General features: G+C 58.2%; 20 protein-coding genes. 13 read left to right on the top strand and 7 right to left on the bottom strand.

The window, feature by feature from the left end; translation table 11 throughout:
* Positions 1-144: 144 nt before the first annotated feature.
* The 4 genes from H1S06_RS08320 to H1S06_RS08335 are packed head-to-tail and all read left to right on the top strand — an operon-like array spanning position 145 to position 3,234.
* Positions 145-696 (top strand): DUF2796 domain-containing protein, encoded by a 552-nt coding sequence (locus tag H1S06_RS08320; protein ID WP_181739091.1) that lies wholly within the window; start codon positions 145-147, stop codon positions 694-696.
* 5 nt (positions 697-701) lie between these two features.
* Complete coding sequence (locus tag H1S06_RS08325) at positions 702-1,391, top strand: ABC transporter ATP-binding protein (protein WP_181739093.1); 690 nt, start codon at positions 702-704, stop codon at positions 1,389-1,391.
* On the top strand, positions 1,385-2,641 hold the full coding sequence (locus tag H1S06_RS08330; RefSeq protein ID WP_181739095.1) for an ABC transporter permease: 1,257 nt from the start codon (positions 1,385-1,387) through the stop codon (positions 2,639-2,641). Before H1S06_RS08325 ends, H1S06_RS08330 begins: the two co-directional genes overlap by 7 nt.
* 14 nt (positions 2,642-2,655) lie before the next feature.
* Complete coding sequence (locus H1S06_RS08335; protein ID WP_181739097.1) at positions 2,656-3,234, top strand: DUF3299 domain-containing protein; 579 nt, start codon at positions 2,656-2,658, stop codon at positions 3,232-3,234.
* On the opposite strand, the gene H1S06_RS08340 is transcribed toward H1S06_RS08335, so the two are convergent.
* From H1S06_RS08340 to H1S06_RS08360, 5 genes are all read right to left on the bottom strand, one after another.
* Entirely contained in the window at positions 3,183-3,968 is a 786-nt protein-coding gene (locus tag H1S06_RS08340; RefSeq protein ID WP_181739099.1) for a metal ABC transporter permease, read from the bottom strand. The genes H1S06_RS08335 and H1S06_RS08340 overlap by 52 nt on opposite strands.
* Entirely contained in the window at positions 3,958-4,863 is a 906-nt protein-coding gene (locus H1S06_RS08345; RefSeq protein ID WP_181739101.1) for a metal ABC transporter substrate-binding protein, read from the bottom strand. The genes H1S06_RS08340 and H1S06_RS08345 overlap by 11 nt, the downstream gene beginning before the upstream one ends.
* On the bottom strand, positions 4,847-5,905 hold the full coding sequence (locus tag H1S06_RS08350; protein ID WP_255482961.1) for a hypothetical protein: 1,059 nt from the start codon (positions 5,903-5,905) through the stop codon (positions 4,847-4,849). Before H1S06_RS08350 ends, H1S06_RS08345 begins: the two co-directional genes overlap by 17 nt.
* A 193-nt stretch (positions 5,906-6,098) precedes the next feature.
* Positions 6,099-9,503 carry an EAL domain-containing protein gene (locus tag H1S06_RS08355; protein WP_181739105.1) on the bottom strand — a complete coding sequence of 1,135 codons (3,405 nt, stop codon included), beginning with the start codon at positions 9,501-9,503 and terminating at the stop codon, positions 6,099-6,101.
* 69 nt (positions 9,504-9,572) lie between these two features.
* Positions 9,573-10,271 carry an SDR family oxidoreductase gene (locus H1S06_RS08360; protein WP_181739107.1) on the bottom strand — a complete coding sequence of 233 codons (699 nt, stop codon included), beginning with the start codon at positions 10,269-10,271 and terminating at the stop codon, positions 9,573-9,575.
* A 110-nt stretch (positions 10,272-10,381) separates the two neighbouring features.
* On the opposite strand from H1S06_RS08360, the gene H1S06_RS08365 reads away from it, so the two are divergent.
* The gene (locus H1S06_RS08365; protein ID WP_181739109.1) at positions 10,382-11,476 is read left to right on the top strand and encodes a tRNA-queuosine alpha-mannosyltransferase domain-containing protein; all 1,095 of its coding nucleotides are present in this window, start codon (positions 10,382-10,384) and stop codon (positions 11,474-11,476) included.
* Between the two features lie 20 nt (positions 11,477-11,496).
* Positions 11,497-13,269: a DEAD/DEAH box helicase gene (locus tag H1S06_RS08370; protein WP_181739111.1), complete on the top strand. Its 1,773-nt coding sequence runs from the start codon at positions 11,497-11,499 to the stop codon at positions 13,267-13,269.
* A gap of 7 nt (positions 13,270-13,276) precedes the next feature.
* On the opposite strand, the gene H1S06_RS08375 is transcribed toward H1S06_RS08370, so the two are convergent.
* Positions 13,277-14,500 carry an NnrS family protein gene (locus H1S06_RS08375; RefSeq protein ID WP_181739113.1) on the bottom strand — a complete coding sequence of 408 codons (1,224 nt, stop codon included), beginning with the start codon at positions 14,498-14,500 and terminating at the stop codon, positions 13,277-13,279.
* A 183-nt stretch (positions 14,501-14,683) separates the two neighbouring features.
* On the opposite strand from H1S06_RS08375, the gene H1S06_RS08380 reads away from it, so the two are divergent.
* Positions 14,684-17,323, top strand: coding sequence for an EAL domain-containing protein (locus tag H1S06_RS08380; RefSeq protein WP_181739115.1), 2,640 nt, complete (start codon positions 14,684-14,686; stop codon positions 17,321-17,323).
* Between the two features lie 5 nt (positions 17,324-17,328).
* Here H1S06_RS08380 and dauA read toward each other — a convergent pair whose 3' ends face one another.
* Complete coding sequence (gene dauA, locus H1S06_RS08385; protein ID WP_181739117.1) at positions 17,329-19,056, bottom strand: C4-dicarboxylic acid transporter DauA; 1,728 nt, start codon at positions 19,054-19,056, stop codon at positions 17,329-17,331.
* Positions 19,057-19,168: 112 nt separating this feature from the next.
* Here dauA and H1S06_RS08390 point away from each other — a divergent pair, with 112 nt between their 5' ends.
* The 6 genes from H1S06_RS08390 (at position 19,169) to kdsA (ending at position 22,582) form a co-directional block, all read left to right on the top strand.
* Positions 19,169-19,360 carry a CopG family transcriptional regulator gene (locus tag H1S06_RS08390; protein ID WP_181739119.1) on the top strand — a complete coding sequence of 64 codons (192 nt, stop codon included), beginning with the start codon at positions 19,169-19,171 and terminating at the stop codon, positions 19,358-19,360.
* A 75-nt stretch (positions 19,361-19,435) separates the two neighbouring features.
* Positions 19,436-19,642: a DUF2788 domain-containing protein gene (locus H1S06_RS08395; RefSeq protein ID WP_181739121.1), complete on the top strand. Its 207-nt coding sequence runs from the start codon at positions 19,436-19,438 to the stop codon at positions 19,640-19,642.
* Between the two features lie 72 nt (positions 19,643-19,714).
* On the top strand, positions 19,715-20,287 hold the full coding sequence (locus tag H1S06_RS08400; protein WP_181739123.1) for a LemA family protein: 573 nt from the start codon (positions 19,715-19,717) through the stop codon (positions 20,285-20,287).
* A gap of 6 nt (positions 20,288-20,293) precedes the next feature.
* Entirely contained in the window at positions 20,294-21,223 is a 930-nt protein-coding gene (locus H1S06_RS08405) for a GIDE domain-containing protein (protein ID WP_181739125.1), read from the top strand.
* Positions 21,224-21,293: 70 nt separating this feature from the next.
* The gene (locus H1S06_RS08410) at positions 21,294-21,698 is read left to right on the top strand and encodes a hypothetical protein (RefSeq protein WP_181739127.1); all 405 of its coding nucleotides are present in this window, start codon (positions 21,294-21,296) and stop codon (positions 21,696-21,698) included.
* Between the two features lie 35 nt (positions 21,699-21,733).
* A complete protein-coding gene (kdsA, locus tag H1S06_RS08415; RefSeq protein ID WP_181739129.1) occupies positions 21,734-22,582 on the top strand; it encodes a 3-deoxy-8-phosphooctulonate synthase in 849 nt (282 codons plus the stop codon).
* Positions 22,583-22,669 lie beyond the last annotated feature (87 nt).

Raw genomic sequence — 22,669 nt, forward strand, 5'->3', positions numbered from 1 at the left:
AGTCTGGCGCCATTCTAACCCGCAAAACAACGGTATGTCTTTCCCTGTTAAACCCCATTTCACACATTCGCACTCACTCTAATATGGACACCGTAACGTTATGTAGTAACATTACATTTCGATCACGTCTACCCGGAGGTATTCATGCTACGCCCCCCCCACGCCCTGCTGCTCGCCCTGCTGCCGCTACCCGGTCTGATGGCGGCCGGTGTACACCAGCATGGCGTCGCACAACTGGACCTGGTTATCGAACCGCCTCTCATAGCTGTCGCCTTCAGCTCCCCGCTGGCCAACCTGACCGGTTTTGAGCACGCTCCATCGACAGCCGACGAACAACAGATCTGGGACCGGGCACTGGCTCAACTGAGGCGTTCCGAAGAGCTGATACGGTTACCGGCGGCCGCCGATTGCAGCTTGAGTCGCGCTGATCTGCACCTGCCCTTTATCCCCGAAACCGGCCAACAGACTTCGACGCAGGCTCATGCTCATGACCATGCCCATGAAGGTAGCGACACCGGCCACCATGCCGACCTGATGGCCGAGTATCAGTACCTGTGCGCCAACAGTGCGGCACTGGAGGCACTGGAATTTCCGCTTATGCAGGTTTTTCCGGCCATCGAACGCCTGGATATCCAGTCCATCACCCCAACCGGGCAACACCGACACACGCTCACTCACGGACAAACCCGACTGTAGCGCCCATGACCCACATACTGCATCTGAAAAACCTGCAATTTTCCTGGCCCGGACAGCCCCCCGTCATCGAACTGGATCAACTCCACCTGGCACCAGGCGAACACCTGTTTATTCAGGGACCTTCCGGCAGTGGCAAAACCACGCTACTGAACCTGATCACGGGGTTACAGCCCGGCTATCACGGGGCAGTAACGGTCGCCGGACGAGAACTGGCTCGCCTGTCCTCCCGAGCACGGGACCAGTTCAGAGCGGACCATATGGGTCTTCTGTTTCAGCAATTCAACCTTCTGCCTTACCTGAACCTGGTTGATAACGTCACCCTGCCCTGCACTCTGTCCGCAGCACGCCGCACAACGGCCAGCCAAGACAGCGGCTCAGTCGACCGGGAAGCCGAACGGCTACTGACCCGACTGCAGTTGCCACCACAGCTGTTCCGGCAACGTCGCACAGCCGAGCTTTCCATCGGACAGCAACAGCGTGTCGCAGCCGCCCGCGCCCTTATCGGACGCCCTGCCCTGATCATCGCGGATGAACCCACATCGGCGCTGGATCATGCCAGCCGCGATCACTTCATCCAGTTGCTGTTCGAAGAGCTGGAGCAAAGCGGCAGCACCCTGCTGATGGTCAGTCACGACCCGGCACTGGCCGCCCGCTTCCCCCGACACCTACAGTTGGGAGCAGCAACAATATGTTGATACGCCTCGCCTGGAGCAGCCTGAGAAGCCGCTGGGCAACCGCCCTGCTGACGCTCTGCACCATTGCCCTGAGCACCGCCCTGTTACTGGGTGTACAACAGATTCGCGAACACACCCGTCAGAATTTCATGGCAACAGTCGCGGGGACCGACCTGATCGTGGGAGCCCGCTCGGGGCCGATACAATTATTGCTGTACTCGCTTTTTCACATTGGTTCTGCCACCAGCAATATCCAGTGGAGCAGTCATGAAACACTGCAACACGACGCCCGAGTCGACTGGACCATCCCTCTGTCACTGGGCGACTCCCACCGCGGTTACCGGGTCGTCGGCACCTCCAGCGATCTGTTTCGGCATTATCGCTATGCCGACCAGCAAGCCCTGAGCTTTGCCGCCGGCGAACCCTTCAACGACCTGTTCAGCATCGTCCTTGGTGCGGAAGTCGCCCGGCAGCTGGGCTACCGGCTCGGCGACCCCGTCATCATTGCCCACGGCAGCGGTAACACCAGCTTCATGCAGCACAAGCATATGCCGTTCAAGATCAGCGGCATCCTGCAGCCGACCGGCACCCCCTTGGACCGGGCACTACTGGTTTCACTGGAAGGGCTGGAAGCCGTCCATCTCGGCTGGCGTGCCGGCGTTCCCCTGCCTGGTCTGGAAGTTTCACCGGAACAGGCTCGACAGCGCAACCTGACCCCGAAAGAGGTCACTGCAATTCTAGTGGGCTTGAAGTCACGCCTGCACACCTTTCACTTGCAGCGTGAACTCAACCAGCGACGTACCGACCCACTCACGGCAATCCTGCCAGGCGTGGCATTGCAGGAGCTCTGGCAGCTACTGGGTGTCGCCGAGAAGGCACTGCTGGCCGTATCCGCCTCAGCTCTGTTGATCGGCATGATCGGCATGCTGGCCGTACTGCTGGCAGCCACCCAGCAACGCCGACACGAAATCGCCATTTTGCGTGCTCTGGGCTGCCCTCCAGCTCGCGTAGCCCTGCTGCTGATCCAGGAAAGCCTGCTGTTGACATTGGGCGGCTTACTGCTGGGCATTCTGCTTCTGCAAGCCGGTCTCGCCCTGTTACAGGCTCCCCTGCTAAGCCAGTTTGGTCTGATGCTGTCTCTGGGGGCCTTGACACCCACCCAGTGGCAAATCTGTGCCCTTGTGCTGGCCCTCGGCCTTATCAGCGGGCTGGCACCCGCTTTACTTGCCTGGCGCCTGGCCTCCGCCAGTCACCTGATTCGACGAAACTAACCGAGCAATCCCCAATGCGATTTTTTACTCTGCTACTGTCACTATTGCTGTTTCCGTCCCTGGTTCAGGCCGACGACATTCAGGTCAATGGCGAACCTGCCCCCGAAGTACTTTGGGAAAGCCTGATGCCCAAGGATTACGTCCTGACATTGGAAAACATGTACAACAACCCCGATCTGGAGCTGCTGGACGATTACAGCGACAAGGCTCAGCGCCTGTATGACGAAATGATGCAATCCCTGTCATCCGCACCGGTAGTCGATGACATGAATGGTAGAATGATCAGCATTCCCGGCTTTGTCGTTCCGTTGGAAGGGGAAGGCGAGCGAGTCGATCGTTTTTTCCTGGTACCCTATTTCGGCGCCTGCATCCATGTACCGCCACCGCCATCCAATCAGATGATTGATGTGCACTATGAGCCTGGCACCCGAGTCGATAGCCTCTATGATGCCGTACTGGTCAGCGGACGCCTGACCACCGAAGTCTTCAATCATGAAATGGGCACGGCAGGCTACCGCTTGGAAGCCTACCGTATCGCGCCCTACGAACTGCCGGAAGAGATGTTTGAGGATGCTCCGCCGGCCGGGGAATAAGCGCGGCGCGGCGCCTTCAAGAGGATGGCAGCGATACTGGTCCCCAGCAAGGCCAGCACTACCGTTGCCCCCGCCGGCCAATCCAGTCGCCAGGCCAGCAGCAGGCCCAGCACATAACCGGCCAGCGCACTGAGTATGCCGGGCCAGCGCCCTCCGGACAACTGTGCGACCAGCGCCGGAGCGATCAACGTCACAAACACCAGATACACCCCCAACAAGGGAACCGACAGACTCACCAGCAGAGCGAACACCGGATAAAAGGCCCAACCTGTCAACCGCCTGGCCTGCCAATACCAAAACCCGGCAACCGCCAGCGTCAACAATGCCAACGGCAGCATATCCGACCAGTTGACCCACAGAATGTCACCGTTCAGGCTGCGAGACAAACGGTGTCCCGCATGAGGGTCCCATGCCAGTACCAACAGCAGAACCGAGGCAGCCCCCGCATACACCAGACCAATAATTGCCTCACGCTGCCACGGGAAGCGACGGCACCAGTAACCGATCAACAAGGCCCCTGCGACCGCCAGCCCCATACCGGCCAGAATGGCCTGCAGGGAAGACAGGTTCTGCTGCTGAGCCAGCAGGCTGCCCAATGCCGCCAACTGGGCAACCGCCAGATCAATAAACAGAATCCCCCGTTTCAGCACCTGCTCACCCAGCAGCAGGTGACTGCTCAGCACCAGGGCACCGGCAGCCAAAGGAGGCAGCAGAATAGCCAGCTCAGCGAGCATTTTGCTGCTCCAACAGCTGATCAAGGAGATGATCAAACAGCTGAGCGGGTGTTCCTATGCCCCGATCCGGCGCGATCGTTGAGGGTAACGCCAGCACCGGCACACCCGTGCGCCGGGCCAGCCACTGCGCACTGTCGGGAGCCTGGTACCAACTGTGTACAATTGCCAAAGGTTTCCCGCTTTCCACTTGCCCTACCAGCGTGTTCAGATGCCCCGGCGTAGGCGGTACGCCCGGCCGCGGCTCCAGATCCGCGATGACCTCTATACCCAGCCAACGCCACAAGTAATCGAAAGTGCTGTGCTGTACAACTATGCGCTGCCCCCTGAGAGGTTCGGCCCGGGCCTGCCAATCCGCCAGTCGCTGCTGCCAGGCCAGCGACCAGCGCAGGTATCTCGCCCGATACTCGGCGGCCTGATCAGGATCGACCTGAGCCAGACGCTGACTCACCGCTGCACCGGCCTGACGCAGACGTTCAGGGTCCAACTGCAAATGCGGATTACCTTCCGGATGCACGTCACCAGCGCCAAAGGGCACCTCATCCAGCTGGTCAATGGTTTCGACCACGCTGGCAATAAACAGCATGCCCGGCTGCCCATTATGTACTCCAGGATTGGCCGCTCGCTGCTGCAGAGCCGGCAGCCATCCCGCTTCCAGTGCCGCTCCACTGCAAATCGCCAGATCGGCGCGGCGCAACCGCGCAATCAGACTGGGCCGCGCCTCTATATAGTGCGGGTCCTGGTAAGCATGTGTTGCGCTGGTCATACGAGCCTCGGGAGCCAGCTCTCGTGCCAGCGCCGCCCATTCAGGCTCACAGGCAAACAGGCTCAACGCCTGCACAGGCAGCGGCAGACAACCGAGCAATACCCATGCGCACAGCTTAGAACGCGTGCGCATCATGAGCTCCAAAACTGATAATGTACTGCAAGGTCACAGCATTGTCGGCACCGGCAAAAGTATCGTGCCAATCTTCCACCACATCCTGATGCGTGTACTGCAGACGCAGGGTTTGCGTATGAGTCGGATTCCAGGCCAGCATGGCCGTGGTTTCCTTTAACGCGCCGTCATGGAAGTGGTCGCCATGACCCAGCTTCAGGTCGACACGGCCATGCCGCACCCCCGCACTCCAACGAGGCGCAAAACGGTATACCGCAGATCCATACCAGCCTTCGTGGTAATCATCACTGCCGGCATATTCATTAAGGTCCGTCACCCGTGCATATTCCGCCGATAAGGTCAGCTGCTGGTTCCGATTATTGCCGCGCGGTGCCCACTTCCAGACCAGATCGGCCATGTAGAGGTGCTCGCCCGCATATTCGGCACCATGACTGTGCCCGTGGTGTCCATCGGCTCCGTGGTCATGGTGATCGTGGTGATGCCCATGTGCTTCGGCACCGCTTTCCAGCATCCGGTTACGCAGGTAGCTGACCCCGGCCTGCCAACTCTGCGATTCGGACAGGTCTCCGCCCAGACTGGTTGACAGCGCCCAGGTCCCAACGGTCGGGTTCCCCTCGAATTCGCCCAGCTCGCCCCCGTCAAATGCTTCAGCACTGATGCGCCAATAGAGATCCGTTGGCATCACCATACTCAGTCCCAGACCGTCATCGTAGTAGTGCCCGCCCAAGAAGGCGCGGTACAAAAGCGGACGTTCCGAAAAGCTGTCAGCGTGCGGGTGCTGGCCATTGAGATACCCCAGGTCGGAGAGAAAACGACCACCGCGCAACGTCAGCCCTGCCGGCAACGACAGTGATTGCAGATAAGCTTCTTCGATACTGAAGTCGGTCTCTTCTTCATTCGCCTCGGCAACCGCCGTGAATTTGCCGGTTGCGACATTGCCGAACTGCTGCCTGACGCCAAGTTCGGTATGGCTAAGCCCCCAACCTTCCAGGCGCCCCCCCAGAGCCGTATTGTCGGATTTGTGGTAAGCGTCAATGGTCAAGCTGATTTCCGGTGTTTGCAGCTCGGCCTGAGCCTGAAGGCTAGTCAGCAAAGTCAGAGGGAGAAGCCATCGAACAGGAGAAGATACCATAGTGAAAAACTGCCTTTTTAGTTACGATATAACAATAATATTACTTTCGTTATAACATAACATCAACCTTGCGGCGGGAATCTATGATCCCCTTCTCGTCAATTCATGAAGATGACAACAGCAGCGCTTCCAGCTCTTCGACCGACAAAGGCCTGCTTTTCAGGTAACCCTGAAACTGGTGACACCCCAAACGCTCCAGTTCGACACGCTGGGCTTCGCTCTCAACTCCTTCCGCCAAGACGCTCAGGCCCAATTTATGGCCCAGCATGATAATCATCTCCACGATGGCCTGGGCGCTCTCGCCAGTCAGAAGATCATCGGTAAACGATTTGTCGATTTTAAGCAGATTCAGCGGAAAGCGCTTCAGATATGCCAGTGAAGAATAACCGGTTCCAAAGTCATCTATCGCCAGGCTGACTCCCAAAGCACGCAGGGAGGCCAGCATTTCCACGGCCTCCAGTCCTGGCGACATCAGACCGCTTTCAGTCAACTCAAGCTCCAGCTGGGCAGGATCAATACAGGTTTGCTGCAATACGCTTTCCACTTCATGCAGCAGATGCTGATGATCCAGCTGCTGCGGTGACACGTTAACCGCAACACGGGGAATCCGAACCCCCCGTCGATGCCAATCGGCAATCTGTTCACAGGCGCGGCTTAACACCCAGCTGCCAATGGCGCGAATCAAGGCACTCTGCTCAGCAACCGGAATGAACTCGGCCGGCGACACCAGCCCACACTCAGGGTCTTGCCAGCGAATCAGCGCCTCCACCCCGGTCAATTGCTGGCCGTCGATCGACCATTGCGGCTGGTAATACAGACAAAACTCTTGCTGCTCCAACGCTCGCCGCAAGCGTTGTTCCAATTGCAGGCGGCGATGTACTGCAGCCGTCAGGTCATCACTGAAAAAGCTCAGACTGCCGCGCTGCTCCTTGGCCTTGAACAGGGCTGCGTCGGCCTGCTGCAGAATAACTTCCGGGGCACGGGGGTGAGCATCAATCAGACTGATGCCGCAACTGGCGCTGGCTCGCAGCTCGGCACCGCCATTCAGTCGAAAGACCGGCTGCAGGTGCTGCATCAAACCCGTGGCAATACTGGCCGCCTCGTTGCTGTCACTCACATCTTCCAGCAGGATCGCAAATTCGTCACCGCCCAGGCGGTACAGGTGTTCACCCTCACGCACCCCATCCCGTAAACGTTCAGCCACCTGCAGCAACAGTCGATCACCTTCCAAATGACCAAAACTGTCATTGATCGCGCGAAAGTTGTCCAGATCCGCCAACAACAGGGCCGACAGCCGCGCGTGACTACTGTTGTATCCGCTGCAGACCTTCAGCTGCCGAAACAGCGACTTACGATTGGGCAAACCGGTCAGAGCATCATGCGTCGACAGGCGCTCGATTCTCAGCTCGCTGTTTTTAATCTGAGTCAGATCGGTAAATATGCTGATGTAGTGGCTCACATCCCCTTCCTGACACACACGGCTGACACTGAGCAGCGCCGGAAATACCTCGCCCTCCCGGCGCCGGCACATCACCTCGCCTTGCCAATGCCCAACATCTCCAACCTGCCGCCACAAAGCTCGGTAAAAACTGTCCGGATGCAGTTCCGAACGCAAGATCGCGAGAGTATGATCGTGCAGGTCCTCGACACCCCAACCAAACATCTCGGCAAAGGCCGGATTGGCCTGGGTAATCCTCTTGCGTGAGTCGATAATCAGTACGGCCTCACGGGTATTCTGAATCACCGCTGCAGCCTGTTGCAGACGGCTTTCCTGTTCGCGGCGTTCGGTAATATCGGTGAGCACGCCTTCAACTCCTGCCACCTGGCCGCTATCGTCACGCAGCACGTGCGTTTGATCTTCGACCCAGACCACCTTGTCAATATGATCCAGCCGATAAATCTGCGTAAACGATGCCAGTCCCTGCTGAAAATACCCTTCGGCCTCCTCGAATACACGGGCGCGATCCTGCGGGTGAACCAGTGTCACGAAACGGCCCTCGGCCTGCTGTAGCGCTTCAGGCTCAATACCCAGGTTACGGATATTGTCCGAAATATATTCCACGGGCCAGCCGTCTTCATAACGCCAGCGTACCAGCACAAACGGGCTGGAGTTGATCACCTGGTTGGCCGCCTCCAGCGCCTGATCCCGATGAATCGTATCCAGCGCGAAGCCGATGTCACGCGCCAGATCTTCCAGCGTTTCAACCAGGCTGGACGAAAAGAAATCTGCCGTATCCGCATACAGTGTCAGATTGGCAAACACGCGCCCACCATGCTTCAATGGCAGGGCAATAACAGAACGACAGTTGAAGCTTCGGGAAAAATCGTGCCAGGGCTCATATTCGTCCTCATTGAGGATATCATTGACCACCACGGTCCGACCTTGCTGTATCGAACGTTCGCTGGGGCCGCGTCCCGGGTGGCGAACGAACGACTGCATTAGCTGGCTGGTGCCTCGAGCCGTGGCCGGATCACCAGCATAGGTCCGTGACGCAACAATACGCCCTTCTTCATTACAACGGCCAATCCAGGCAAAGCTCAGTTGCCCCTCTTCAACGGCAATGCGACACGCGGCCTGCAGTACCTCATCACTGGACTGACTGTACAAAATGACCTGATTGATACGTGACAACATATTGTAAAGGTTGGACTGACGTTCCAGCGCCTGCCGATCATGCTGCTCGCGCGTCAGATCCCGAATCATGCAGATCACCTGATCCGCCTTCCCGGCCCCGCCGCTGACACGCTTGGCATACAAGCTGACCGGCACCACCTGCCCCTCGGCATTAATGAAACGCTTTTCCAACTGATAGGCCTGAGCCTCACCGTTAAACAAGCGATCAAACGCCTGCAAATCGGCATCGCAATCATCGGGATGAGTCAACTGTTGCCAGGTTTTGGTCTGTAATTGTTCGGCGGTGTACCCCAGCAGCTTTTCCAGGCACGCGTTGGCCCTGAGCCAGCGCCCCGTGCGCGCATCGGTCAGTCCCATGCCGATAAACGGCATGTCGAAAAAACGCCCCAGCAACTGCTCGCGCCGCAGTTCATCCAGTTCGGCCAGACCGGCCATTGCGTAGTTGAGCTGACGACGATAGATAAAGGCCAGCAGCGCTGTCAGGCTCATGGCGGTTAACCCGACCAGCAGCCAACCCTCGGAAGCCGCGACCAGCAGATGCTCTTCCGCATCCAGCCAGCGTGTCAGCATTCCGCCGATCGTAGGTAAGGCCAGTACGATCAGCAGCAGTCCCCAAAAGATCCACCATTGCCCCGGATTGTTGGGCAGCCGCAAGCGCGTCGAGGGCAGTTTCCAACGCGCCAGTGCCAGATAGAGGCAGCCGGCACTGATAGCCACAAACGCACTACCCTTGAAGCGGCTGATCAGTTCGAAAACCTCCTTGCTGGGTACCAGCAAGCCGATCAGCGTGTCCGATCCATTGACCCAGAGCAACCCAAACAGAAGGTACAAAGCCACATATTCAAAGGGTTGCCACTCTTTGCGGTGCATCATCCCAATCCACCTCATGCAGAAACTCACCCGTAGCTGACTGTCAATGTACTTCAGTGTGGTGCCGGGACACTACCAATCGATAGTCGAACCATCATGGTTCAAAAATGAACCGCTGTGCTGCAAATCCAGCTGTTGCAACAGGTTACGCAACGCCGTGACGCTTTCTTCAGCCGTAATCAGTGCATTATTGCCGCCCATATCCGTCTGCACCCAGCCGGGGTGCAAGGCAACCACCTTGACACCCGCACCTTCCAAATCGATCGACAGGCTTTTCACAACCTGATTCAGTGCCGTTTTGGAACTGCGATAGTAGTACCCGCCTCCCGATCGGTTATCACCGATACTGCCCACCTTACTGCTAAGGAACGCGACTGTCTTCAAGCGGCTGGTGGCAATGCGAGGAAACAGGGCCTGCGTCAACATCAGTGGGCTCAGCGTATTGGTTTCCAGAACCTGACGCCATAAAGCACGCTCCACATTGCCGAACCCCACCCCCTTGGGGCCGTAATAACCGGCATTGTTGATCAAGACATCGATTGTTTCATTGCCCAGCACCCGATCCAGCGCCTTGATCTGACCATCCTTGTTAATGTCCAGTGTATGCAACTGCACCTGATCGGGAAAGCGTGCCTCCAATGCCAGCAACTCTTCGGCCCGCACCAGGTCTCGCGCACAGGCATGAACGCACCAGCCATCTCGAGCATACTGGTACGCAAACTCCAGCCCCAGACCTCGATTGCAACCGGTAATCAAAACTGTCTCAGACATCTGATGTACTCCTGACGAAACTCTCTATCAGTCAAGCAGCCGATCCGGTATCTGACAAGTACGGTCAAGATCTGGCAAAATCCGCCCTCATTGCCCCATGGAGATTGCGGATGCGCATATTGCTTTTGTCAGCTTACGATGCCGTGAGCCATCGCTATTGGCGAGAAGGTCTGGTGAGCGCCTTCCCGGAATACGATTGGACCACCCTGACACTTCCCCCTCGCTACTTTGCCTGGCGCATCCGTGGCAACAGCCTGAGTTGGGCCTTCAACGCACGCGAAACCCTGCTCGCCCCCCATGATCTGATCATTGCCACTTCAATGGTGGATCTCACCGGGCTGCGTGGTCTGGTGCCTCAGTTGGCAACCATTCCGACACTGGTCTACTTTCACGAAAACCAGTTTGCCTACCCCGAATCAGGCCACGAGTTCAACAGCGTCGAACCCCGCATCCTGAACCTGTATAATGCGTTGGCGGCCGATCACATCCTGTTCAACTCCGAGTTCAACCGTCAAACGCTGCTGACCGGGGCCGAAGTACTCCTGCGCAAATTGCCCGACCAGGTCCCCGACGGGCTGACCCGGACCATTGCCGACCACTCCGAGGTGCTTCCCGTACCCCTGCCCGAGCACGTCTTCCGGCCTGCCACACCTTTGCCGGGCAGCATTAATATTGTCTGGAACCACCGCTGGGAATATGACAAGGGACCTGACCTGCTGCTGGCAGCCATCCAGTCCATGCAGGCGCGCAGCATCGATTTTCGCCTGCACATAGTCGGACAGCAGTTTCGTCATACACCGCCTGTTTTCGATCAGATTCACCGGCAACTTCAACAGGGAGGCAACCTAGGCACTTGGGGACACGTTGCTTCGATCGACGCATACCGTCGCCTTCTGCAAGAAGCCGATATTGTGCTGTCCACCGCCCTGCACGATTACCAGGGGATTGCCGTACTGGAGGGCGTGGCAGCGGGCTGTACTCCGGTTGTCCCCGATCGGCTCGCCTACCGGGACCTGTTCGTGGACCGGTACCGCTATGGTGCCAATCAAGAGGCCGAGCGTCTGACCGACCACATAGAGCAACTGGCCGCCAGCAAACATTCCGGCCAACCACTGCCTTGCCCCGATATTCGATCCTTGAGCTGGACTCAGTTGAAGCCCGCCTACCAGGCCGCCATCCTGCATACTCGCCAACTCGCCCCATGACACAGGACTCGCCGCGCCACATGAACCCGACTGCCCCGCCTGCTTTTACACTGCGTGATTATCAGCAGGATGCCGTGAACGCCACGCTGACGCATTTTAGACGCAGCAGTGACCCTGCCGTGATCGTGCTCCCGACCGGTGCTGGCAAGAGTCTGGTGATTGCCGAGCTGGCCCGTCTGGCACGGCAACGCATTCTGGTCATGACCCATGTGCGCGAACTGGTCGAGCAGAACCATGCCAAATATGCGGCCCTGGGCCTGGAGGCCGGGATTTTTTCGGCAGGTCTGGGACGCAAGGAGTTCAGCCACCAGGTCACCTTTGCCAGCGTTCAATCGATCGCGCGCAACCTGGAGCACTTTGCCACCTCCTTTTCGCTACTGATTATTGATGAGTGCCACCGGGTCGGCGACGATGCAGACAGTCAATACCAGCAGGTCATCAATCACCTGCGCAGCCATAACCCTGCACTCAAGGTCCTCGGGCTGACCGCTACCCCCTACCGCCTGGGCCACGGCTGGATTTATCGCTATCACTATCGCGGTTTTGTCCGCAGTGAAGAGCCCCGTGTATTCGAAAAATGCATTTTCGAATTGCCTCTCAGCCACATGATTCGTCACCATTACCTGACGCCACCGACAGTCATCAACGCCGCCATTGCCCATTACGATTTTTCATCCCTGACGCCCTCCGACAACGGGCATTACCCCGAGCGGACATTGAACAGCCTCCTCGCAAAACACCCCCGTGTTACCCGCACCATCTGCGAGCAGATCGAAGACCTGGCGCGTGACCGTCAGGGCATCATGCTGTTTGCCGCAACTGTGGAACACGCCCACGAAATCGGGCGCTATCTGCCCGCCTCTGAAACGGCCGTCATTACCGGCGCGACCCCTGGAGACGAACGGGAGCGACTGCTCAACGACTTCAAGGCCAAACGACTCAAGTACCTGGTGAACGTGGCCGTGCTGACCACCGGCTTCGATGCACCTCATGTTGACCTGATCGCCATCCTGCGTCCCACGGCATCCGTCAGCCTGTATCAACAGATTGTCGGCCGCGGCCTGCGCCTGAGTGACGGCAAGAAGGACTGCCTGGTCATCGATTATGCGGGCAATGACTTCAACCTGCACCACCCTGAAGTGGGCACCCCCAGACCGGATTCAGACTCCACGCCGGTCCAGGTATTCTGCCCCGGCTGCGGCTTCGCCAACATTTTCTGGGGCAAGACCGACGCTAGCGGCCAGGTTATCGAGCATTACGGTCGTCGCTGTCAGGGCCTACTGGAAACTGAGGACACAGTTCCACAACAATGCGACTACCGTTTTCGCTTCAAGGAATGCCCCCACTGCGGTGCGGAAAACGATATCGCTGCACGTTATTGTCACCGCTGCCACGAGGCAATCATCGACCCCGACGACCTGCTCAAGCGGGCACTACAGCTCAAGGACGCCAAGATCATTCGCTGTGCGGGTATCAGCCTGATGGCCGATGGGGAATGCCTGACGGTCATCTATCAGGAAGAGCAGGGAGATGAACTGCGGGAGCGTTTCCATCTGGATCGGCCCGCCCAGCGGGCCGTATTCAACCGGCTGTTTGGCCGCCGCTGCAGCAACGGTTCCCGCCCTCACCGATTCAACACGGCCGCCGAGGTATTGGCGGCTCAGCAACAGTTGCCCGCACCGGACTTCGTCATTGCCAGACAGGCGGGAGGCAAGGGTCGAAACGCCTATTGGCAGGTACGCGAGCGTCTGTTCGATTATCAGGGTCGCTATCGCAAGGCCAACCGAATGTGAGCTAAGGTTAGCGCTTGACGGCCCCCTGCTCTTTCAATCGATCACTGAAACGGAGCGATGGCCCCAAAAGTATCGGCAGGTAACGCCACGCAAAACAACTGAACGCCACAAGCCATAACAGGCCGGCCACCATGACCAGCGTGACCATCGCTGCCGGCCACAGCGCCGCCAGCACCCGGACCAAAGCGGCCAGATGCAGCAGCAGTAACGCCAAGGTCAGCAAACCGCCCGCCTGCAGCTCTCGCCCGGTATGGCCTAGCGCAGCACGGGCCGCCACAGCCATGATCATGCCGCCCATCCCGCCAACCGTCAGCCCGTGTAACCCCGCACTGGCGGACCACAAGCCCGCACTACTGCCGGCCAGCAACAACAGACCGATTCCCAGCCAGGCATACCCCAGATGCAACGCCATCAGCAATGGCTCGGTCAGCGTCTGTAGCCCCCGCCAGCGAACCAGTCGCAGCAACTGCACACCGCCCGCCAGAGCCAACAGGGCCACCGTCAGCCAGTGCTGGGGCCAAAACGCCCAGAACACGCCACTCACCGGCGTCAGTCCTGCCGCCGCCCTATCCACGACTCCAAATGAGGCTGGTTCTTTGCCCCTTCCCTGCGCTTTCCGCCTGAGCCAGTTACGAGTGAATGCGGGCGTAATTCGCCCGCCGATCAGCGTCAACAGAACCAGCACCAGTACCAGGGCAAGATGCAAAATCACCAGCGGCTCCCCCCACTGCAACTGAAATGCCAACGCCAGCAAGGCAAACAGAGCCAAGACACCCAGTAGCTTGAAGTTACGCCTGTTTCCCGCCAAAACCAGCTCACGCCCGAACAAAAAAGCCAGAACCAGCCAATAGCCAACGGCAGCCAGTACATTCACCTCCTCCGGCCAGTCTCCCCCAAGCAGAGCGCCCAGCCGCGCCAGACACCAGGCCAGCGCCAGCCAGACCAATGCACCGCCGGAAACCGGCTTACGCCCGGTCCAGTTGGCCACCGCCGCCAACAGAAAGCCGCCGATCGCCGCGCCCACAAAACCGAACAGCATCTCGTACCCATGCCACAGCAGCGACGGTAACATGGCTGATGGCGGGCTTGCCCAGCCACGCCAGAACAACAGCCAACCCAGCAGCGCCAGCAAGGCCTGCAACACAACCAATACAAACATGGGACGAAAACCGTTACTCAAAATCCAACCGATACGACCGCTCGGCCTCTGTTCAAGATTGATGACTGACATGAGCACACCTTAACATGTATATAACAAGCATCTTAATACTCGAGAATTGTCACCCTGATCGCACCTTGATGTCCATAGGCAAAAATTAATTAAGCAATAGCAAAATTTCACTATAGCAATGAGTCTCCGACACGATACACTTTGTAGTTCTTTAACCGTTATTGCCCCTGGCCCAAAGAACAGATGAGCAACTCCCCCACACGCAAGCTGAAGCTTATCCTGCTGTTGACAGGCATCAACCTGTGCGTGCTCTTCTTTATCCTGTGGACCGGCAGTGTCTCGGACACCGGCAGTACCCAGGCCGATATCAACCATCGTGTCATCGTCGTGGCCATGAGTATCGTGTTCGTTCTGGCCCTCCTGCTGATGGGCGACCTGATGCGACGCTTCGCCACTCTGCGCAGCCAATCGGACGCCGCACGCACGCTTATGCAGGACGCCGTTGAAAGCCTCCCGGAAGCCTTCGCGCTCTACAACCCCGCAGGGCGACTGGTGCTCTGTAACCACCGCTGGCGACAGGTTTACCCCTGGCTTGATGCGTTGGAAATCGAACACTGGAAAACCTTCAAGTCACAGCTTGCATCACATGTGACCCACCACGAAGCGGTTGAAAGCGACCGGCCCGGCAGCAACAGTTATATCGAGCACCTCGATAGCGGCCACACGATCCTGGCCCATGACAGTCGTACCCGAGAAGGCAGCCTTGCCTGTGTACGCACCGATATCACCTACACCCAAAAAATCGAACAAAAGCTGCGCAATTTGGGCCGCGCCCTGGAACAGGGCCCCGCTTCCGTGATGATTACCGACACCCGTGGCATCATCGAGTACGTCAACCCCAAGTTCTGCGAAGTGTCCGGCTACAGCCGCGACGAGGCACTGGGCCAAAAGGCCGACCTGCTCCGCTCCGGCGAAATGCCCCCCGAAGTCTATCGCACCCTGTGGAACGCACTGAATCAGGGGCAGGAGTGGCACGGCCAGCTATTGAACCGGCGCAAGGACGGCAGTCTGTTCTGGGAGCAGGCTTCCATTTCGGCTGTACGTGATGAAACCGGCCACTGCCACAGCTATATTGCCGTCAAGGAAGAGATCACCCAGCAAAAGGAAATTGAAGAACAGCTCAAGATGATTGAAGCGGTCTTCAGCACCAGTAACGAAGCCATCATGGTGGCCGGACGGGACGGTCTGATCAAAACCATCAATCCGGCCTTCATTCGCATCACCGGCTATACACTGGAAGAGGTTCAGGGTCGCAACCCCAGCATACTCAGTTCGGGCCGCCATGAGGCCGATTTCTACCAGAACATGTGGCGCGAGATCATGCGCCAGGGGTCGTGGAGCGGAGAAATCTGGAACCGGCGCAAGAACGGCAGCATCTACCCCGAATGGCTGTCTGTTTCGGTCGTCTACGACAACGAAGGCGAACCCAGTGAATATGTGGCCGTTTTTTCGGATATCACCAAGCGCAAGAACGACGAAGCCCAGATCGTCCGCCAGGCCTACTATGACGAACTGACCAACCTGCCCAACCGGACCCTGCTTTCAGACCGCTTGAACCTGGCCATCGCCACCGCCCATCGTGACGAGCAGGTTATCGCACTGCTGTTTGTAGATCTGGACCGCTTCAAGTACGTCAATGACTCCATGGGGCACGAATACGGTGACGACTTGCTCAAGCAGGTCGCCGAACGCCTGAACAACTGCGTACGGAATACCGATACAGTCGCACGCTTTGGTGGTGACGAGTTCGTCATTTTACTGCACAACATCAAGTCGGAATCGGATGCCGCCTATGTGGCACACAAGCTGATCAACGCGCTCAGCACCCCCTTTGTATTGGCCGAGCGTGAAATCATTATTGGTGCCAGCATCGGTATCGCCATGCACCCCGGCGATGCCGATACCGCTGAAACACTCATTCGCAATGCCGATCTGGCAATGTACAAGGCCAAACAGTCCGGTCGCAATCAGGCGCATTTTTTCACCGCCGCCATGCAGGAACACGCCAACCAGCGCATGACACTGGAGCAGGATCTGCGCCATGCACTGGAACGCGACCAACTGGAAGTTTATTACCAGCCGATTGTCGCGGGCCACAGCGGCAGGGTACAGGGCGTGGAAGCACTACTGCGCTGGCATCACCCGGAACGCGGCACCATCCCGCCGGATCAATTCATCCCCATGGCGGAAGAAACGGGGCTCATCGGAAAAATCGGTCAATGGGTACTGGAAACCGCCTGTCATCAGGTTCAGCGCTGGTCCGCACAAGGACGGGAGCTATCCCTCTCCGTCAACATTTCCGAACGTCAGCGGGATCTGGGGCTGGACGCGAGTGCCGTGCAGTCCATTCTGGCACGTCATGCCATAGACCCGACTCGACTGATTCTGGAAATTACCGAAGGTCTGCTGCTGCAGGATAGTCAGGAAACCGTTACCTGGCTGCAGGGCTTCAAGGACCTGGGCATATCACTGGCCATTGATGACTTTGGCACCGGCTATTCGTCACTCAGCTACCTCAAGCGCTTCCCGGTCGACACACTGAAAATCGACCGCGAATTCATCCGCGACCTGAACAGCGACCGCTATGCCGACTCACTGGTGACAGCGATTATCTCCATGGCTGCCAGCCTGGATCTGAGGCTGATCGCGGAAGGTGTCGAAACCGAGGCTCAGCGCCGCACACTGATAGATCAGGGTTGCCTGTTCATGCAGGGCTACCTGTTCTGCCCGCCACAACCTGCAGACGAGCTGCTCCTATGGCTGAACCGCTATCAGCCTGTCCCGGCACAGGAACGGGCTGACACGTCAGCAGCAGGCCGATAAGCGGATCAGGGCGTCGAAATCAGCAGCGGCTGCAAGGCCTCAGCCAGAGTGGGCGTAAACCGCAACCGCCCCTCGATCGGCGCCATCCCCGCCCGTGCCAGTGCACGCAACGGCTGGAACTGCAGATCGGCCACCACCAGCTCAACATCCTGCTGCCGGCACTGCTGAATAAACTGATCCAGTGCACTCAATCCACCGGCATCCAGCAACGGCACCGCATCCATATACAGCACGACACCCCGCGCACCGGCCAATTCAGACTGCAACTCATCAAACACCCGGTCAGCGGCAGCGAAGAACAGCGGGCCGCTGAGCTTGAAGACCTTCCAGCCCGGCGCCAAGGTACCCGGCACATGCTTGCCCTGACGACTGATGTCCGTAAACCGGGTCATACCCGCCAAATCACGCATGAACAGCAAGGAAGCCAGCAGAATCCCGGCAAAAATGGCAATCACCATATCGAACAGAACCGTCAGCAGCAGACAGGTCAACAGTACCAGCACATCGCCGCGCGGTGCCTTGCGCACCAGGGCCACGACCTTGGGCGCCTCGCTCATGTTCCAGGCCACCACCAGTAACAGCGCCGCCATGCTGGCCATGGGCAACCAGGCCAGCGCCGGAGCCAGCACCAGCAGGCCCGCCAGTACCACCAGCGCATGCACCATACCTGCCACCGGTGAACGGGCACCGGCGCGGTAGTTCGCTGCCGAACGCGCCAGCGCTGCCGTGGCGGTAAAACCGCCAAAAAACGGAGCCAACAGATTACCCAACCCCTGCCCCAGCAGCTCGCCGTTGGCATGGTGACGCTTGCCGCTCATGCCATCCAGCACGACCGCGCACAGCAATGACTCGATAGCACCCAACATAGCGATCGAAAAAGCCGCCGGCAGCAGTTCACGCACCAACGACCAGCTCAACTCAAGCGGCTGCCCATTAGGACCAGGACGTTCCCAGGGCCAGGCCAGTTCAGGGAAAAACGGCGGAATGCCCGCTCCCAGCGAACCGTCCGGCAGCAGGTAGCTGAATCGACTGCCTATCGTTTCAACGGTATGCCCCATAAGGCCGGCAGCCCAGGCAACTGCCAGACCGACCAGCAGAGCCGGAAGGTGCCCCGGTACAGGCAAGCGCAGCCGCGGCCACAGAATCAATACGGCCAACGTGGCCAACGCCACGGCTGTAGCTGCCGGGTCCAGACTCGGCATCGCCGACACCAGCGCCGCCAGCTTCTGCCACCAAAGCTCTGGCAGCGCCTCAAGTTTCAGACCAAAGAAGTCCTTCACTTGGAGAGTCGCGATGACAATGGCAATACCCGACGTGAATCCCAGTGTGACCGATTCGGGAATATATTCGATCAGCCGCCCCAGACGGGCAAAAGCCAGCCCCAGCAGAATCAGTGCCGACATCAGCGTGGCGATCAGCAGACCAGCCAGTCCATAGGTCTGGGCCACGGGATAGAGAATGACCACAAAAGCGGCGGTCGGGCCCGATACGCTGTAACGAGAACCACCGGTCAGGGAAATGATGAAACCGGCAATGATGGCCGTATAGAGGCCATATTCAGGTTTGACGCCACTGGCGATCGCCAGGGCCATCGAAAGCGGTATGGCGATAATGCCCACGCTCAAACCCGCCATCAGGTCCTGGATAAACGCTCGGCGGTCATACCCCTCCCGCAACGTTTCGCGCAATGCGCTGGCAAAGGAAAGGGAGTGCAGCCGGGCCTGCCTGGACATGAGGAACCATCCTTACTCTGATCACGAATTATCCAAATACATTAACTGTTAATAATATATGATTCAATGTTAATATCATTAACATATTGTTCCACTACGACGAGATAACACGATGGAAAACCGCACCGCACGCCTGACCCTGCTGATAGATCCCAAGAAGAAGGCCGTGTTCGAGCAGTTGTGCAGCCAACAGGACGTTACGCCCTCACAGATGGTCCGCAAATTCATTCGCGACTTCATCGAGCAGGAGCTGGGAGACACCTGGCAGGAGCAGGTATTCGGCAAGGACGATCCGCTTGGCTAAGCCCTTGCAACCGTCTGTATTTGTCGCAGTAAAATTGCGCTATTATCCGCCCTCAGCACAGTCAGGAGAGTTTTCATGCGCCTCGCCGAGATAGAATCCATCATGCTCAATGTGGGCCTTTTCGTTTTTGCCGCTGCCGTTTTTTTCATCATTTACGATTTGGCCAAAAAATCGAATGCGGGGCGCTTCGGCACCTTCATTCTGTTCTTCGCGCTGGGCCTGGGCCTGGCCGCTTTTTTGATCAAGACACTGGTTGTGGAAATGATTGGGGGCGGAGCTTGATCTTGCTCCGTTCCAGCCTGGAGCAAATGCATTTATAGTGCCCCCTCATACTCCGTCAAGGCAGCTCTCGACATGGATATCACTCTCATCATTATCTTGGCGCTCATTGTTATTGCCGCGCTGTATTTCATCTCCCTGTACAACCACTTGGTACACCTTAAGCACAGCGTGACCAAGGCCTGGGCCAATATCGATGTGCTGCTGAAGCAACGCCATGACGAACTGCCCAAACTGGTTGAAACCTGCAAACAGCACATGGGCTATGAGCAGGCGACTCTGACTGCTGTCATTGAAGCGCGCTCAGCCGTTGCCAGTGCACGCGAGCGTGGCGATGTCGGCGCCCTCGGTCAGGCTGAAACCCAGTTACGGGTGGGCTTGGGCAACCTGTTTGCCGTAGCCGAGGACTACCCGGAACTGACTGCCAGCGACAGCTTTCACCACCTGCGCAGCCGCATCACCGGCCTGGAATCCGGTATTGCCGATCGTCGCGAGTACTACAACGATTCGGTCAACCTCTTGAACGTCCGCATCGAACAGTTCCCGGATGTCATCATCGCCAGACGTTTCGGTTTCCAGTCCGCCCAACTGCTGGAGTTTGACGAGGCCGAAAAGGCCGACGTGGATATGCAGAAATTGTTCGGCTGATTCTCCATGCTCCTGGAACTGGCTCCCCTGAGCGCCGGCGAAAAGCTGCTGTTTATTCTGATCAGCCTCGTCGGCGTTCTGGTATCTCTCGGCTTTGTGTTCAGCCGCCTGTCCCGCTATCGGCTGATCGTTGACACTCCCACTGCCAAGGTGCGCTCAGCCCCCCAGGGCTATGTCGAGCTGATTGGCCACGCCATGCCGGGCGAAGACGGTGCTCTTGACGCCCCCCTCTCCGGTCGTCCCTGTGTCTGGTACGAGTACAAGGTTGAAGAGCTGAAAGAAGACAATGGCCGCAAGCGCTGGCGCCCGGTGCGCAGCGGCCGCTCCTCTCACCTGTTCCGGCTTGACGACGGCACCGGCTCTTGCCTGATCGACCCGCGCGGCGCCGAGGTCACTCCCCGCCACAAGCATAGCTGGCGTGGACAAAGTACACTTCCCGGAACCCGCAACCTGACCCCTGACGCGGTGGTCGCGCTGTTCAGCACCCACATCGGCAATGGCCAGTATCGTTTCACCGAACGCCTGATTTTTGAGCACGAACCCCTGTATGCACTGGGCGACTTTCACTCCCGAGGCGGCGGACGTGACCACCTGAACATGCGGGAAACCGTACGCGATCTGCTGCGCAACTGGAAACGCAACCCGGAGCAGCTGCTGACCCGCTTTGATGCCAATGGCGACGGCAAAATCAATCCGGACGAATGGCAGCAGGCACGACAGGCTGCCGAGCAGGAAGCACGACAACAGCAGCAATCGTTGCACCAGCAGCCCAGCGTTCATGTGCTCAGAGCCCCGCAGACCTCCAGTCGACCGTTTTTGCTTTCGACACACGATGAAGAGCGGCTGGTCCGCCGCTATCGCTGGCTGGTAGCCGGGTGCCTGACCGGGGTCCTGTTCTTTTTCTGGTTTTTCCTTGAAGTTTTGCTGGCAAATTAAGACAAAACTGCTCAAGCTGTAAGCAGGAACGCCGATAGATTCTCTGCCATCTGCGTTTGAGGTTAGGATCATGACAGGCCCGCAACATTATCTGCAGCATCCCGAGCAGGTTGAGCTTGAACTCAGCGCCCTGTTCAACGCTCCCGCTACACCCTCTCCCGCCCAGCCTCTCGGGCTCCAGCTACACACCACCCACTACTATCCAGACGGCAAATGGTTACGTGTGCAAGCGCCCGCCCTGCCGGAAGAACTGAGCCTCCAGGCCCGCGTTGTCGGCTGTGACCGCTGCCCACAGGGCGATTATCTGCTGAAACTGGCCTTTCCGGATCAGGAGCAACTTTTTCGCGCCCGCATGCTGGAGCAGATCTGCCAGATCAGCCTGCAGCAGCAACGAGCGCCACACGAAGACCCGGATCAGCAGGCGCTCGACTGGATCGAGGCAGAGGCGGCACATTTCCCGCCGAATGGCTTATAATCGCCTTTTTGCCAAGCCAGCGACGAGAGGTTGATATGCAGCAGAAGACCATACAGGCCGGTTCTATCGACATCAGCAACGATAAGCCGATGGTGCTGTTCGGCGGTATGAACGTACTGGAATCCCGGGATCTGGCCATGCAGATTGCCGAGCATTATGTTGAAGTCACCCAGCGTCTGAATATTCCCTATGTCTTCAAGGCCTCATTCGACAAGGCCAACCGCTCCTCGTTGCACTCCTTCCGTGGTCCCGGCCTGGATGAAGGCCTTAAAATTCTGGACGAGGTGAAAAGCACCTTCAATGTGCCACTGATTACCGACGTGCACGAGCCTTGTCAGGCCGCTCCGGCTGCCGAAGTCTGCGATATCATCCAGCTGCCGGCTTTCCTGTCACGCCAAACCGATCTGGTCAGCGCCATGGCCGCGACCGGCGCCGTTATCAACATCAAGAAGGCTCAGTTCCTCGCGCCACAGGAAATGAAACACATCCTGCACAAATGCGAGGAAGCCGGTAACGAACGCCTTATTCTGTGTGAACGAGGCACCAGTTTCGGCTACAACAATCTGGTTGTTGACATGCTCGGTTTCAGCATCATGAAAGAATTCGGCTACCCCGTCATGTTCGATGCCACCCATGCCTTGCAAATGCCCGGCGGACGGGCAGACTCTGCCGGGGGGCGCCGGGCGCTGGCTGCACAGCTGGCCCGCGCCGGACTGTCTCAGGGCATTGCCGGACTGTTTCTGGAAGCACACCCGAACCCGGATGCAGCCAAATGTGACGGCCCCTGCGCTCTGCCGCTGGCGCAGCTGGAGCCTTATCTTGCACAAATGAAAGCCGTCGACGAACTGGTGAAGTCTTTCCCGCCGCTGGATACCAGCGCCTGAACACCGGGTACACTGTACAAACCCGGCCTTCCCCTGAAGGCCGGAACGCTCCAGGGACCTGAGAATCAGGTTACAAGGAAGCCAAGG

The organism is Marinobacterium marinum (assembly GCF_013868415.1).
GTDB lineage: Bacteria > Pseudomonadota > Gammaproteobacteria > Pseudomonadales > Balneatricaceae > Marinobacterium > Marinobacterium marinum.